General features: G+C 56.8%; 11 protein-coding genes. 5 read left to right on the forward strand and 6 right to left on the reverse strand.

Annotation, left to right across the window (positions count from 1 at the left end):
- Nucleotides 1-113 precede the first annotated feature (113 nt).
- From betA to betI, 3 genes are read right to left on the reverse strand one after another with little or no spacing between them, the layout of a single operon-like run.
- Nucleotides 114-1,796, reverse strand: a complete 1,683-nt coding sequence (betA, locus tag ACK13D_RS15730; protein WP_010258743.1) for a choline dehydrogenase — start codon at nt 1,794-1,796, stop codon at nt 114-116.
- A gap of 23 nt (nt 1,797-1,819) precedes the next feature.
- A complete protein-coding gene (gene betB, locus ACK13D_RS15735; protein ID WP_010258746.1) occupies nt 1,820-3,292 on the reverse strand; it encodes a betaine-aldehyde dehydrogenase in 1,473 nt (490 codons plus the stop codon).
- Between the two features lie 14 nt (nt 3,293-3,306).
- On the reverse strand, nt 3,307-3,900 hold the full coding sequence (gene betI / locus ACK13D_RS15740; protein WP_010258750.1) for a transcriptional regulator BetI: 594 nt from the start codon (nt 3,898-3,900) through the stop codon (nt 3,307-3,309).
- Between the two features lie 255 nt (nt 3,901-4,155).
- On the opposite strand from betI, the gene ACK13D_RS15745 reads away from it, so the two are divergent.
- The 4 genes from ACK13D_RS15745 (at nt 4,156) to ACK13D_RS15760 (ending at nt 8,998) form a co-directional block, all read left to right on the forward strand.
- The gene (locus ACK13D_RS15745; RefSeq protein WP_418796816.1) at nt 4,156-6,186 is read left to right on the forward strand and encodes a choline transporter; all 2,031 of its coding nucleotides are present in this window, start codon (nt 4,156-4,158) and stop codon (nt 6,184-6,186) included.
- Between the two features lie 141 nt (nt 6,187-6,327).
- The gene (locus tag ACK13D_RS15750; RefSeq protein WP_033757897.1) at nt 6,328-7,677 is read left to right on the forward strand and encodes an MFS transporter; all 1,350 of its coding nucleotides are present in this window, start codon (nt 6,328-6,330) and stop codon (nt 7,675-7,677) included.
- 147 nt (nt 7,678-7,824) lie between these two features.
- Nucleotides 7,825-8,037: a DUF1272 domain-containing protein gene (locus tag ACK13D_RS15755; RefSeq protein WP_010258758.1), complete on the forward strand. Its 213-nt coding sequence runs from the start codon at nt 7,825-7,827 to the stop codon at nt 8,035-8,037.
- Between the two features lie 313 nt (nt 8,038-8,350).
- On the forward strand, nt 8,351-8,998 hold the full coding sequence (locus tag ACK13D_RS15760) for a metallophosphoesterase (protein WP_346438949.1): 648 nt from the start codon (nt 8,351-8,353) through the stop codon (nt 8,996-8,998).
- 1 nt (nt 8,999) lies between these two features.
- Here ACK13D_RS15760 and rsmF read toward each other — a convergent pair whose 3' ends face one another.
- The 3 genes from rsmF to yebS all read right to left on the reverse strand — a co-directional run bounded on the left by rsmF (nt 9,000) and on the right by yebS (nt 14,436).
- A complete protein-coding gene (gene rsmF / locus ACK13D_RS15765; RefSeq protein WP_346438951.1) occupies nt 9,000-10,427 on the reverse strand; it encodes a 16S rRNA (cytosine(1407)-C(5))-methyltransferase RsmF in 1,428 nt (475 codons plus the stop codon).
- Nucleotides 10,428-10,589: 162 nt separating this feature from the next.
- A complete protein-coding gene (locus ACK13D_RS15770) occupies nt 10,590-13,223 on the reverse strand; it encodes a PqiB family protein (protein WP_010258767.1) in 2,634 nt (877 codons plus the stop codon).
- A complete protein-coding gene (gene yebS, locus ACK13D_RS15775; RefSeq protein ID WP_022625536.1) occupies nt 13,192-14,436 on the reverse strand; it encodes a membrane integrity lipid transport subunit YebS in 1,245 nt (414 codons plus the stop codon). The genes ACK13D_RS15770 and yebS overlap by 32 nt, the downstream gene beginning before the upstream one ends.
- 214 nt (nt 14,437-14,650) lie before the next feature.
- On the opposite strand from yebS, the gene ACK13D_RS15780 reads away from it, so the two are divergent.
- Entirely contained in the window at nt 14,651-15,151 is a 501-nt protein-coding gene (locus ACK13D_RS15780) for a GAF domain-containing protein (RefSeq protein WP_010258773.1), read from the forward strand.
- Nucleotides 15,152-15,226 lie beyond the last annotated feature (75 nt).

Below are 15,226 nucleotides of genomic sequence, written 5' to 3' on the forward strand. Positions count from 1 at the left end.
GTTTGATGATTTGAAAAGGGTGACATGTGGAAAAGGATGTGTGGTAAGCCGTAATGAAAAAAATAGCCGGGCAACAAAAGTGCCCGGCTATTATTAAGTGACGCTGTCACGTATTATTCAGCGCGCTGCGGAACCGTGCGAACGGGTGCATCACCCGCGACATAGTAAGCGGCGGTGCTGCGCGGCAATGGATCGCGACCACGAATTTTATCGGCAATCTTCTCGCCAATCATGATAGTGGTGGCGTTCAGGTTACCGGTGATGATCAGCGGCATAATCGACGCATCCACTACGCGTAAGCCTTCCAGTCCATGCACACGACCTTCGCCATCAACGACGGACATCGGGTCGTTACCCATCTTACAGGTGCCGCACGGGTGATAAGCGGTTTCGCCGTGGTTACGCACGAACTCATCCAGTTGCTCATCTGTCTGGCAATCCAGTCCCGGACTGATTTCACGGCCACGGTACTTGTCCAGCGCCGGCTGATTAATGATCTGGCGCGTGATGCGAATCGCATCGCGGAACTCATGCCAGTCCTGCTCATGCGACATGTAGTTAAACAGAATGGCCGGATGACGACGCGGATCGCGTGACTTCAGGCGTACATGACCGCGGCTTGGAGAACGCATCGAGCCAACGTGACACTGGAAGCCGTGGGCATCAACCGCGTTGGAACCGTTGTAGTTAATCGCCACCGGCAGGAAGTGATACTGAATGTTCGGCCAGCTGAACTCTTCGCGGCTGCGGATAAAGCCACCCGCTTCAAACTGGTTGCTGGCACCAATACCGGTGCCGTTAAACATCCACTCTGCACCGATTTTCGGCTGATTCCACCACTTCAGAGCCGGATAGATTGAGACCGGTTCTTTACACTCATACTGAAGATACATCTCCAGATGGTCCTGCAGGTTTTCACCCACGCCCGGCAGGTCGTGAACCAGCGGGATGTCGAACTGCTTAAGCAGCTCAGGAGAACCCACGCCAGAACGCTGCAGGATCTGCGGCGAAGCGATAGCGCCGGCACACAGCAGCACTTCACGGCGCGCGGTCACTTTGTTGATGGTGTTGCTGTCGCCCTGCAGGTACTCCACGCCGACCGCACGCTTGCCATCGAAGATGATGCGATCGGTGGTGGCATGCGTGATGATCTTCAGGTTAGCCCGGCCTTTGGCCATATCGAGATAGCCACGCGCGGTGCTGGAGCGACGACCATTTGGTGTGACGGTACGATCCATCGGACCGAAACCTTCCTGCTGATAGCCATTAAGGTCGTCAGTGCGCGGATAACCTGCCTGCACGCCCGCCTCAATCATCGCTTCAAACAGCACGTTATTGCCCGCTTTAGGCGTCGCAACACACACCGGGCCGTCGCCGCCGTGGAAATCGTTCGGGCCGATATCGCGGGTTTCCGCTTTACGGTAGTAGGGCAGGCAGTCCAGATAGCTCCAGTTCTCCAGCCCAGGTTCGCTGGCCCAGTTATCGAGATCCATCGCATTGCCGCGGATATAACACATGCCGTTAATCAGTGATGAACCGCCCAGACCTTTACCGCGACCACACTCCATGCGGCGATTGTTCATGTAAGGCTCTGGCTCGGTTTCATAAGCCCAGTTATAGCGTTTGCCCTGTAACGGGAAGGCGAGGGCCGCAGGCATCTGGGTGCGAAAATCAAAGCGGTAATCCGGGCCGCCCGCTTCCAGCAACAGGACGCTCACGTTGCTCTCTTCGGTCAGACGGGTAGCCAGAACGTTTCCTGCGGATCCGGCTCCAATAATAATGTAATCAAATTCCATTCATCGTTCCTCAGGTTAAGTGATTAAAAGACTGACTGAAAACGCGTCAGCTCAACCTGCACTGACTTCACCTGGGTGTAGCTCTGCAGCGTCATCAGGCCATTCTCACGGCCAATGCCGGAGTGCTTGTAACCCCCCACTGGCATCTCTGCGGCTGATTCGCCCCAGGTATTAATCCAGCAGATTCCTGCTTCGATCTGATGAATCACGCGGTGCGCCTTATTGAGATCCTGCGTCACCAGCCCGGCGGCCAGACCAAATTCGGTGTCGTTGGCGCGGCGGATCACTTCTTCTTCACTTTCGTAGCTCAGGATCGACATGACCGGTCCGAAGATCTCTTCACGCACAATCTTCATCTCATCACGGCAGTCGGTGAACACGGTTGGTGCAACCCAGGCACCCTGGTCGAAATCGCCACCGGTCAGACGTTTGCCGCCGCACAGTACGCGTGCGCCTTCAGCGATGCCGGATTCGATATAACGCATCACATTGTCGCGATGGCTGAAGCTGACCAGCGGACCAAAGTTGGTCGCCGGGTCACGCAGATCGCCTGCCTGAATGCGGGCAACGCGTTCGCTGATTTTCGCCTCGAATGCGGCCTGCAGTTTTGCAGGAATAAAGACGCGGGTGCCGTTGGTGCAGACCTGACCGGAGCTGTAGAAGTTCGCCATCATGGCGATGTCGGCGGCCAGATCGAGATCGGCATCGTCAAAGATGATCAGCGGTGATTTACCGCCCAGTTCCATGGTGACCTCTTTCAGCGTTGAACCTGCTGCATTGGCCATCACTTTTTTGCCGCTGACGACGCCACCAGTGAAGGAGACTTTGTCGATGCCAGGATGCTCAGTGAGCAACTGACCGGTGACTGAACCGATGCCCGGCAGCACGTTGAACACGCCATCCGGCAGGCCCGCTTCGGTGTAAATTTCCGCCAGCTTCAGGGCAGTAAGCGGGGTCATTTCACTCGGTTTGAAAATCATCGCGTTACCCGCTGCCAGCGCGGGCGCGGATTTCCACAGGGCGATCTGAATCGGGTAGTTCCAGGCACCGATACCAGCTACCACGCCCAGCGGTTCGCGACGGGTGTAAACAAAGGAGGTTTCACGCAGTGGGATCTGCTGACCTTCCAGCGCCGGAACCAGACCGGCGTAATACTCCAGTACGTCTGCGCCGGTGACGATATCGACCGCTGAGGTTTCGCTGTAAGGCTTACCGGTATCGAGCATTTCCAGCTCTGCCAGCTCATCATTACGCTCACGCAGAATATCGACGGCGCGACGCAGGATGCGCGAGCGCTCCATGGCGGTCATCGCGGCCCAGACTTTCTGGCCTTTTCTGGCGGCAGCAACGGCGCGATTGACATCTTCCTGGCCGGCGGCATGAACCTCTGCCAGCACTTCGCCGTTGACCGGGTTAATCGTCTGGAACGTTTCGCCAGACGTTGCGGCAACATAAGCGCCATCGATGTAGAGTTTCTGCTCGGTGAATCGGGACATGTTTTCTCCTTCCGTTATTCGTGCTCGCCAGCCAGTTGCTGACGGATGAATTGGGTGGTCAGTGTGAGGGCGATGACCGGGTTAAATGGCTTACCGCTCAGCGCGGCGCGCAGCCACAGACCATCTATCAGCGCAGCCAGCCCGTGTGCGGCCAGACGTGCCTTCTCGAGCGGCAGTTCACGCCGGAATTCGACCACCAGCGTTGAGTAGAGCCGCCGGCTGCTGACCCGCTCCAGGCGATTAAGCTGGGGCTGATGCATGCTGCTCGACCAGAAGTCGAGCCAGGCTTTCATCACTGCCGTGTGCACCTGGGTATCATCAAAATTACCCTCAACGATGGCACACAACCGCTGTTCTGCAGAGGCACCGGCCAGCGGTTCTAACCGCGACAGTACCGCCTCCCGCAGTTGACGCGTCACATCACGCATCGTGGCTTCCAGTAAGCCATTCTTGTCCTTGAAATAGTGACTGATGATGCCGGTGGATACCCCCGCCCGACGGGCGATCTGGGCGATAGTGGCATCATTAATCCCCACTTCATTAATCGTGCTCAGGGTCGCATCAATCAGTTGCCGACGACGTATCGGCTGCATCCCTACCTTTGGCATAGCTCCAGCTCCACCCTCAAATCGAGCCCCTATTTAAACTTTTTTTGATTGCACGTTCAATATAAAAAGAAAATTTGTTAGGATGCTGTTCTTTAAATGTAGCGAAAGCGAAACGGCAATGAGTGCTAAAATAGGCTGGTTTGCCTGAGCGATTAACAGGAAGTGACAGAACGAAACAGGGCCGCACGGCCGGAAAGCCGTGGACGGCAAGACTTATCCATTGCGTATTTTCAGGACATTAACCAGAGGTAACCGATGAATAATCCACCTGCCGGTGAAAAAGACAGACTCAATCCCGTTGTATTTTATACCTCTGCCGGATTGATTCTGACGTTTTCACTCGTGACGATTCTCTATAGTGAACTGGCCGCGAGCTGGATCCTCAAGGCGGTAAACTGGGTTTCCGCCACCTTCGGCTGGTACTACATGCTGGCTGCCACGCTCTATATTGTTTTTGTGCTCTATATGGCCTGCTCGCGCTTTGGTTCGATTAAGCTCGGGCCAGAGCACTCCAAACCCGAGTTCAGCGTCCTTAGCTGGTCCGCCATGCTGTTCGCCGCCGGGATCGGCATCGACCTGATGTTCTTCTCGGTCGCCGAACCCGTGACGCAATATATGCAGCCGCCGGAGGGGGCAGGGCAGACGTTGGAAGCGGCTCGCCAGGCGATGGTCTGGACGCTGTTCCACTACGGACTGACCGGCTGGTCAATGTATGCGTTGATGGGCATCGCGCTGGGCTACTTCAGCTATCGCTATAACCTGCCGCTGACCATCCGTTCCGCGCTCTATCCCATCTTTGGTAAACGCATCTATGGCCCGATTGGCCACACCGTAGATATCGCCGCCGTGGTCGGCACCATCTTTGGTATCGCCACCACGCTCGGCATCGGGGTCGTGCAGCTTAACTATGGCCTCAAAGTGCTGTTTGATATCCCGGAAGGCCTGACCGCGCAGGCCGCGCTGATTGTCCTCTCCGTGGTGATCGCCACCATTTCTGTCACGTCGGGCGTCGATAAAGGGATCCGTATTCTCTCTGAGCTGAACGTGGTGATGGCGCTGGGACTGATTCTGTTTGTGCTGTTCTTCGGCAACACCGAGTTCCTGCTGAATGCGCTGGTGCTGAACGTCGGGGATTACATCAACCGCTTCATGGGCATGACGCTCAATACCTTTGCCTTTGATCGTCCGACCCAGTGGATGAACAGCTGGACGCTCTTCTTCTGGGCGTGGTGGGTGGCCTGGTCGCCATTCGTCGGCCTGTTCCTGGCGCGTATCTCACGCGGTCGTACCATCCGTGAGTTCGTGCTGGGCACGCTGATTATTCCGTTCACTTTTACGCTGTTGTGGCTGTCAGTGTTCGGTAATGCCGCGCTGTATCAGATCATCCACGGTAATACGGAGTTTGCGCAGGAAGTGATGAACCATGCGGAGCGCGGCTTCTACAGCCTGCTGGCGCAGTATCCGGCGTTTAAACTCAGCGCCTCGGTCGCGACGATCACCGGTATGCTGTTCTACGTCACCTCGGCGGATTCCGGCTCGCTGGTGCTGGGTAACTTCACCTCGCGACTGAAAGATATCAACAGTGATGCACCGAACTGGCTGCGTATCTTCTGGTCTGTGGCGATTGGGGTACTGACCCTGAGCATGCTGATGACCAACGGTATCACTGCCTTGCAGAACACCACGGTGATCATGGGGCTGCCGTTCAGCTTTGTTATCTTCTTTGTCATGGCGGGGCTGTTTAAATCCCTGAAGATTGAAGATCACCGTCGGGCCAGCGCCACGCGCGACACCGCGCCCTATCTGGCTCATGCGACCGATCGCCTGACCTGGAAGAAGCGTCTGTCGCGCCTGATGAACTACCCAGGCTCGCGTTATACCCAGCAGATGATGGAAAAAACCATCTATCCGGCGATGCAGGAAGTGGCGAAAGAGCTGGAGCTGCGGGATGGCCGGGTCACGCTGGAGAGTGTTGAGGCGGATGAAAGCAACCCGATTGGCTATCTGGATCTGCGCGTCCATCTGGGCGAGGAGCAGGACTTTATCTATCAGGTCTGGCCGCAGCAATATTCGATTCCGGGCTTTACCTATCGCGCCCGCAGCGGTAAGTCGACCTACTACCGGCTGGAAACCTTCCTGATGGAAGGCAGCCAGGGTAACGACTTAATGGATTACAGCAAAGAGCAGGTGATCATCGACATACTGGATCAGTATGAGCGACACCTGAACTTCATCCATCTCAACCGTGAAGCGCCGGGCAGCAACATCAGCTTCCCAAGCGCTTAAATCAGGGCCCGTCAGTGAGCAATTGCTGGCGGGCTTTTTTTTCGCTACCGTCGTCATGAACAATACCGCTTCACCTGCCGAAATCGACTATCTTTAGGGCTTTGCTGGCCTGATGCCTGAAAAGCGTAGACAGGGAGTCATATGGGAAAAATATTCAGTACGTTTCTGCCGCTCTATACCACTACGCTTCTGATGCTGCTGGGTTCCGGTTTACTGACTACCTACGTCTCGTTACGGCTGGCCAGTGAGCAGGTTAATGGTGCGCTGATCGGCGCGATTATTGCGGCCAACTATATCGGGCTGGTGATTGGCGGCAAGGTGGGGCACAACCTGATTGCCCGCGTCGGCCATATCCGTGCCTACGTGGCCTGTGCCGGGATCATTACCGCCTCGGTGGTAGGTCACGGGCTGACGGACTTTATTCCGCTGTGGGTCTTTCTGCGTCTGATTATCGGGCTCTGCATGATGTGCCAGTACATGGTGCTGGAGAGCTGGCTCAACGATCAGGCGGAATCTTCCCAGCGCGGCATGATTTTCGGCCTCTATATGGTCGCCACCTACCTTGGACTCAGTGGCGGACAGGTGATACTGAGCCTGCAATCGGGGTTTGGGGTGAGCACGCTGCTGATTGTGGCGCTCTGTTTCGCGCTCTGTCTGGTGCCGATTGCACTGACCACTCGCACTCACGTCCGGCCCATGACACCGGCGCCGATGGAGCTGGGCTATTTTATCCGCACTATTCCCAAACTGCTCGGCACCACCCTGGTGACCGGCATGGCGATTGGCGCGTTCTATGGCCTGGCACCGGTTTATGGCAGCAGCAAAGGCTTCACCACCAGCCAGACCGGTTATTTTATGAGTCTCACGATTTTTGCCGGGCTGGTGTCGCAGTTTCCGCTGAGCTGGCTCTCTGATCGCTATGACCGCCAGCGGCTGTTATTCATCATTGCCATGCTCTTTGCCGTGGCCTGCGTGCCGCTGGTGGTGCTGCCGCATCTCACCTTCCACTGGATGATTGGTATCGCCTTTGCCGCCAGCATGATGCAGTTTGCGCTCTATCCGTTGCAGGTGGCGCTGGCCAACGATCAGGTCGCCGCCGATCGCCGTGTCTCGTTAACCGCCTGTCTGCTGATGGCGTTTGGTATTGGCGCCAGTATCGGCCCGCTGGTGGTCGGTGCGCTGATGCAGCCGCTGGGTAGCAATATGCTCTATCTCTTCTTTATGCTCTGTGCGCTGGTGATTGGCGGACTGAGTTATGTGCGTGCGCCGGGTCCGCTTCCGACGACCGAAGTGCCGTTACCGCATGTGGTGATGCCTGACAGTCTGGCGACCTCGCCACTGGGTGCCGCGCTGATCCCGACGCTGGAAGAGGAGGTGATTCATGCGTCGATGGGCGGTCAGGAGCCGGAAGAGGAGAGTGCTGAATTCGATGGCACAGCTGACGAAGAGGATTTGCCCGATGACCTTCCTGAGGATCAGCGGCACAAATAGCAGCGGCAAAGCAGGATGCCGTTCGCCGCTGACTGCACCGTTAAAGCAGGATGTCCGGATCTGACACACTCTTGTCCGGTTGCTGGCTCGACATTCGGGTCAGCAACCGCGAAGCTGGCGCATACCGCTTTTTTAAGGAGTCACACCATGCTGGAACTTCGCCCCAATTGTGAACGCTGCGACGTTGATCTGCCGCCATCTTCGCTGGCGGCACGCATCTGCTCGTTTGAATGCACGTTCTGCGCTGACTGTGCTGAGCATCTCACTCATCTTTGCCCTAACTGCGGCGGTGAGCTGGTGCGCCGCCCGGTGCGTCCGGCAGAGAAACTGCAGAAATATCCGGCTAAAATGCGTAGCTGATCCCAAATGACTACAGATATGATGGGGGCAGAATAGCCTGGCGCGCCTGATCGCTTTATGATGTATTTCGTCCCTGACAGAGCTACCACCTTAACTGAGTGGCGGAGATAAGCGCCGGGAGGGACGCACCTTTCACCTCTCTTTAATCGCCTGGCCCGACCTCATTGCTCCCTTGCTCCCTTGTTCCCTTGTTCCCTTGCACCCTTTCACCCAGCCTCCTTTGCATTCTGCTTTCCAGCGCGTCACGCCAGTACAGTGTCGACCCTGACTATACTCTGAAGATGGTTTCAGCAGACAAAGGCCGGGTGCAGCGATGTATTACCAATCCCTGAATGGCGCAGCGTGGCGACGGATCTGGGTGGTCGGCGATCTGCATGGTTGCCGCCGCGAACTGGATGCGCTGTTGCAGCAGCATCAGTTTGACCCCCAGCAGGACTTACTGATTTCGGTGGGTGACATCATCGATCGCGGTCCCGACAGCCTGGGTTGTCTGGCGCTGCTGGAGGAGCCCTGGTTTCGCTGCGTACGGGGGAATCATGAGGAGATGGCGCTTTCAGCATTACAGGGGCAGGAAATGGCGCTCTGGCAGATGAACGGTGGCGACTGGTTCTTTAAGCTGCGAGGTGCAGCGTTGATTGCGGCGCGTCACGCGTTGCAGCGTTGCCGTGAGCTGCCGCTGATTCTCCATCTGCAGCTTGATGAGCGAATTATTGTGATTGCTCATGCTGATTATCCGGCCCGGGAATATGCGTTGAATAAGCCACTCGACTGGCAGCAGGTGGTCTGGAGCCGTCATCGGCTGGAGGCGATGGAGTCAGGCGAACGGGCGGGTATCCGTGGCGCAGACGCCTTTTACTTCGGACACACGCCGCTGAAACAGCCGCTGACGATTGCCAATCTGCATTACATCGATACCGGCGCAGTGTTTGGCAATCATCTGACGATGGTGCAAATAAAGTGACTTAGCGGAACAGGCGTCCGTCGCGCACCAGCTCCCGCGGATAGCTGTTCTTGATACGGCTGCCGACTTTTTTAGCCAGCCCCAGCGGCTGCTGCTGATAAGTGACAATCATCTCATTACGGGTGGGTTCCGTTTCCGGGTAGATATCCCGCCCGCGATACCACTCTTCCGCCTCTGCTGCGGTGAGCTCAAAAGTCTGCGCCGCATCCGGTTTTGCCAGCGCAATCACCGCTTCATGCTGCCAGCGATAGCCTTTAGCAAAGGTTTCTGCCAGCTTCAGGCCGATGCGCGAGAACCGCACTTTGCCCAGCAGCGGAGTAACGGCCTTCGGGAACAGCCAGATCTCTTTATCACGCTGCCACAGTTCCAGCGACGCATCCCATTTAAGAGAGACTGCGGCGGCGGCCTGGGCTATCTCACTTTCCAGCTTGCGGCTGAGGTGGGAGAAGGGCAGTTTACCCACTTTGTAGCCCGGCAGCGGTAAGGGTTCGACCGACGCGGTTTTACGCAGCCGGGCAACGAAAAAGCCTTCGCTGTCGAACATCTGCGGGAAGACATGCAGATAGCCCTCGGGCGTCGCGGCCTGTCCGGCACCCTCAAACAGCCCATCGAGCGCTACAACCTCAACAGCGTCGGGATAGCGCGCCAGCAGCCAGGCAATGACCTGCTGATTCTCAATCTGATTCAGGGTGCAAGTGGAGTAGACCAGCGTGCCGCCGGGTTTGAGTGCATGAAAGGCACTGTCGAGCAGATCGCGCTGGGTCGCGGCGATCTCGTGCGTACTTGCCAGCGACCAGTTTTTCAGCGCATCAGCATCTTTGCGAATCACCCCTTCGCCGGAGCAGGGAGCGTCGAGCAGGATGGCGTCGAACTGTTCCGGCAGGGCTGGCCCGAAGACCCGCGCGTCAAAGTGCGTTAAGGCACTGTTGCTGACGCCACAGCGGCTGATATTGGCGTGCAATACTTTTACCCGGCTGGAGGAGAATTCGTTAGCCAGGATAGCGCCCTGATTGCCCATCCGCGCAGCAATCTGGGTCGTTTTAGAACCCGGTGCCGCCGCCATATCCATCACGGCGCTGACCTCTGGCTGAGCATCAAACAGGGCAGTGACCGGCAGCATGGAGCTGGCCTCCTGAATGTAGAACAGGCCGCTGAGATGCTCAGCTACGCTGCCCAGCGGCAGGCTCTCATCTTCCCGGCTGATCCAGAATCCCTCTTCGCACCACGGCACCGGCGTCAGCTGCCAGTCATAACCCGCGGTCTGACTCAGAAAGTCAGCCACGCTGATCTTCAGGGTATTGACGCGAATACTGCGGCGCAGGGGTTGCTGACTGTAGGCAATAAATTGCGCGAGGCTCGCCTCATCGGGCAGGCTCTGGCGCATTAACGAGAGAAAATCGGCGGGGAAAAGCGAAGAAGCATCTGACACGGGCACATTCCAGTTAAGGCAAAGGCGGCAGTGTATCATGAGGAAAGGAAACGGGCAGCCAGGCTGCCCGTTTGAGGGAGTGAATAAGGCGTATGCTCCCTGAGCCGGTGCTGACTTTAAACGCCTAAAAGGGCAGAACAGTCTGCCCGTTTGAGATAGCCTTTAGCGCGGAGACGGGATCGCCGTTCCCCAGTTACGCCAATCTTTCGGCGCTTCATCCTGCAGCAGGAAGTGTTTATCCGGGTTGGCCTGCGGCGCCAGCGGCACCGTCGGCGGCGTCGCAAACTGAATGCCACCGCGAATAAACTGCTGGAAGGTCCCGGTTTTCACTACGCCACCCACCAGACCGAAGTCCAGGTTATAGCCAGATGCCAGCCAGAACACCGAGTTATTACGCACCAGATGCTGGTACTTCTTACTGATGCGCAGGGCGATCTGCACACGATCCGCCATATTACCCAGTGAGGTGCCGGTCACGGTACCCACTTCCACACCACGGAACAGCACCGGCGTACCCAGCGACAGTGAGCCGGCCTCAGTGGCATCAACATAAATGTTCAGGCCATTAAGGTAGCGGGAATCGGTAATGGTGCTCTCCTGCAGCTCAAACGTGCGCGCGGCGCCACCTTTACCGGGATCCACGTTGACGTAAGGCTGCAACAGGGTTTCCAGATGATTCACGCCGGTAGCGGAAATCTCCGGTGAGACCACCGAGAAACGGCTGCCGAGACGGGCGAAATCGTTGACATACTCCGGATAGAGTACCGCTTTCGCCACCACCTGATTGTTATCTTTGCTTAACGACAGTGACTCCACCTGGCCGACATTAATACCCAGGTAACGAATCGGCATCCCGGCAGAGAGCTTGCTGGCGTCATAGGTGTGCAGCGTAATCTGGCTACCCACCGCGCGGGCGGCGGTTTCAGACGGATAGAGGACGCGTTTGGCCCCTTTGGCCGACTGCGCACCACTCATATTGTCGAAACTGATCGCGCCTTTCAGCGCGCGGTTAAGCGGCGATGCCTGCACCGTCAGGCCGCTGCCGTTAAGGCTGACGCGTGCGCCACCCTCAGCCCAGAACACGCTTTCGCTGGTCAGCAGCTTGCGATACTCCGGCTGAATATGTACCGCAATATCAAACGCGTCAGCGCGTGGCGTGACTTTGACAATCTCACCCACCTGAAATTTGCGGTAAAGCACGACAGAGCCGGCCTGCACGTCAGGCAGACTGTTGGCGGTCAGCATCAGCGTGGTAGAAGGGCCATCGCCGGTAATGCCTTCTTCCGCTTTTTCAGCATCCGCAAACAGCGGGTAAGCACTTTTTGGCTCACCCTTTTTGCCCGGATCCAGCCGGATACCGCCATCCACCCATTCACGGGCGCTGGCACCTAATACCTGCATGCCATCAAGACCGAACTTCACATCCAGCCGACTGTTGACGATAAATTTGCTGTCGCCATGCACCAGATTGCGATTTTCAGGATTGACCGCCACCACGAAATTCACGCCATTTTCATCCAGCGTACGCGACATCACCTGACCAATCTGCATGCCGTGCAGCATCAGCGGCTGGCCCTGATCGATACCATAGCTCTCTGGCGCGCTGAGTTTTACCGTCAGTACATTGGGCTTCTGCAGCAGAGTCTCATTGGACGCCAGCACGGTGTAGTGCTGCTGCGGCTCGCCTTCACCCGGCACCAGTTCCAGCGTGTTGCCGGTCAGTAGCGCGCTGAGGCTGGTATCCGTCAGGCTGATTTTCGGACTGTGCATCTCAATGCGGGTGCCGCTGCGCATCAGACCGACAACAGAGGGATCAATCGTCAGCTCGCCGGTGACCTTGCCGCCATCCTGCAGGTTCAGTTTGGTCAGCGTGCCGACTTCCAGTCCCTGATACATCAGCGGGGTGCTGCCCGCCTTGAGATTGTTGCCGTTAGGCAGATCCAGTGTGATCTGCACGCCGCGCTGACTATGTGCCAGATCGGGGTAGAGCCGGTAATTCTGCTCAGCTTTGGCCGTTTCCGCACCCTGTGGCGAGTCAAACGCGATCGCGCCATTGACCAGCGCCGCCAGACTCTCCAGCTGCACTTTAGCCCCGCTCAGGCTGACGTCAGCATTCATGCCTGACACATTCCAGAAACGGCTGTTGGTTTTCACCAGATTGATAAAGCGACGGTCAATCAGCACATCAATCGACACGCCATCGGATTTGCTGTTAATGCTGTAGTCATAGACCCGGCCAACCGGAATTTTGCGGTAATAGACCAGCGAGCCGGTGTTGAGCGAGCCGAGATCGGGCGCATGCAGATGGATCATCAATTCGCCGGTATTCACCCGATACTTGGGCTGCGTATCCAGCGCGGTGAACGACTCGCTGGGTTTACCTTTACCCGGCATCATCCCGATGTAGTTGCCGCCGACCAGCGCATCCAGCCCCGACACACCCGCCAGCGAGGCTTTAGGCGTCACCAGCCAGAACTGCGTATCTTCACGCAGCGCATCGCGCATGTCGCTTTTGATGCTGGCTTTAATCTGAATGCTGCGATAATCATCACTGAGATTAATGCCCTGCACGGTGCCCACTTCCACGCCCTGATAGCGGATCGGGGTGCGACCCGGCACGATACCATCCGCCGTCTGGAAATTGATGGTGATGGTGGTGCCGCGCTCCTGATAATTGGTCCAGAGCAGCCAGCAGGCGATCAGCATCGCAATAATCGGCAGCAGCCAGAAGGGCGAAATTTTGCGCTTATTGCGCAGCGTTGCGTTAGTCGGTGTAGTCGGCGTTTCCTGTTGCATGTGCATCCCAGAGCAGGCGGCTGTCCAGCCACTCAACAGACATAATGGTCAGGATGACGGCCGCGCCAAAAAACAGCGCCGCCGGTCCCATGGTAAAAGCCAGCAGCTGATCACGGTTGACCAGCGACATGGTTAACGAAATGACAAACAGATCGAGCATTGACCAGCGGCCAACCCAGGTGACAAACCGCAGCAAGCGGATGCGGGTTCTCAGCCCCTGTTCACAGCGAAAATGAATGCTGAGCAGCAGCGTCAGCATCACCAGCACCTTGATAAACGGCACCAGAATACTGGCGATAAAAACAATCGCCGCCACCGGAATATTGCCTTCGCCCAGCCCCAGGATGCCGGAGAAGATGGTGTCCTCACGCCGTGAGCCATTAAGGTAGACCACGGAGATCGGCATCAGATTCGCGGGGATTAACAGCACAATCGATGCGATGAGCGCGGCCCAGGATTTCTGCAGGCTGTGGCGGCGTCGGAAGTCGAGCGGCGTGTGGCAGCGCGGGCAGCGGCCCCGTTCATCGGGTATGCTGGTGTTGTGACAGTTCAGGCAGACCTGCATATCGTCACGGGCCATATTGCCAGGCGTCTGCGGGTAGAAATGCTCCCACAGCTGCTCCATATTCAGATGGATCAGTGTCAGCACGCTCAGCACCGTCAGGGCGATGTAAGCCGCCAGCCCGTAGCCAATCTCCAGCGAAGCATAGTCCTGCACTTTAATTGACGCCACGGCGATGCCGATCAGATAGATATCGAGCATCACCCACTCTTTCAGCTTCTCCAGCATCAGCAGCACGGGACGCAGGTTCATGCCCAGCCGGTGGCCGATACCGAGATAACAGATACCCGCCACCAGCGTCACCGGCGCGCCGATGGTGCAGAACGCCACCATTGAGGCCGTCAGTACATCACCCTGCTGGGTCATCTGGATGATGCCTTCCAGTACGCTGGCATTGATGCGCATGCCAAGCAGCCGGATATCTACCAGCGGCAGGGAGAAAGCAAAGGGCATTAACACAATCATGGTGGCGGCCATCGCCATAAGACGGGTCATCGGCCAGTCACGACCACTGAGAATTTCGGCGTTACAGCGTGGGCAATGTGCCGACTGATGCGATTTCACATCCGGTAAGGAAAAAAGGGTATCGCATTGCGGGCAACGCTGATAACGTGCGTGAGGCAATGTCTGGCTGATAGCGTGAATTTTCATAGGGTGATGCAATCTTCGCTCTTCAGAAGTAACAGATATCGGTCATAAAGACATTGTCTGTGTGCCTGTCTCGGGCATCACGCTTCGATCCACAGAATGCTAAGGGTATAGCAACTAACGCTATGATTCACCTTGTGGCTCTGGATATTTAAAACTTATTTTTAACGAACGGTCTTTAATGCCCCGTTCAGATGTCATTGGTAACGGTTAAATAATGAACAAAACTGCCTTTTACGCCGATTTGAATCGCGATATGCGCGCCTTACTGGCGGGAGAAACGGCGTTCCTCGCCGCGATGGGAAACTTTAGCGCGCTGCTGTACGAACGTCTCGATGGCGTGAACTGGGCTGGTTTCTACCTGCTGACGGAAGCGGATACGCTGGTGCTGGGCCCGTTCCAGGGAAAAATCGCCTGTGTGCGCATTCCGGTCGGTAAAGGTGTGTGTGGCACGGCGCTGGCAGAAGAAAAAGTGCAACGCGTAGATGATGTGCATGCCTTCCCGGGCCACATCGCCTGTGACGCTGCCAGCAATGCTGAGATTGTGATTCCTCTGAAAGTGAATGGCACTGTGGTTGGGGTGCTGGACATCGACAGCGTGGCGTACAATCGCTTTGACAGCGACGACGAATCGGGGCTGGTCACACTGACTGATGGGCTTTGTGAAGTGCTTGCGAACAGCGACTTAGAAAAATATCTGCAGCTGACGCGCAGCTAATCGACTGGATCACATGGCATTTAGCGATGTTGTCATTATAATGTCGCCTGTTCATGCCTGCGCTGGTCGGCAAAC

The organism is Pantoea sp. K16, from assembly GCF_048452805.1.
Classification (GTDB): Bacteria; Pseudomonadota; Gammaproteobacteria; order Enterobacterales; family Enterobacteriaceae; genus Pantoea; species Pantoea agglomerans.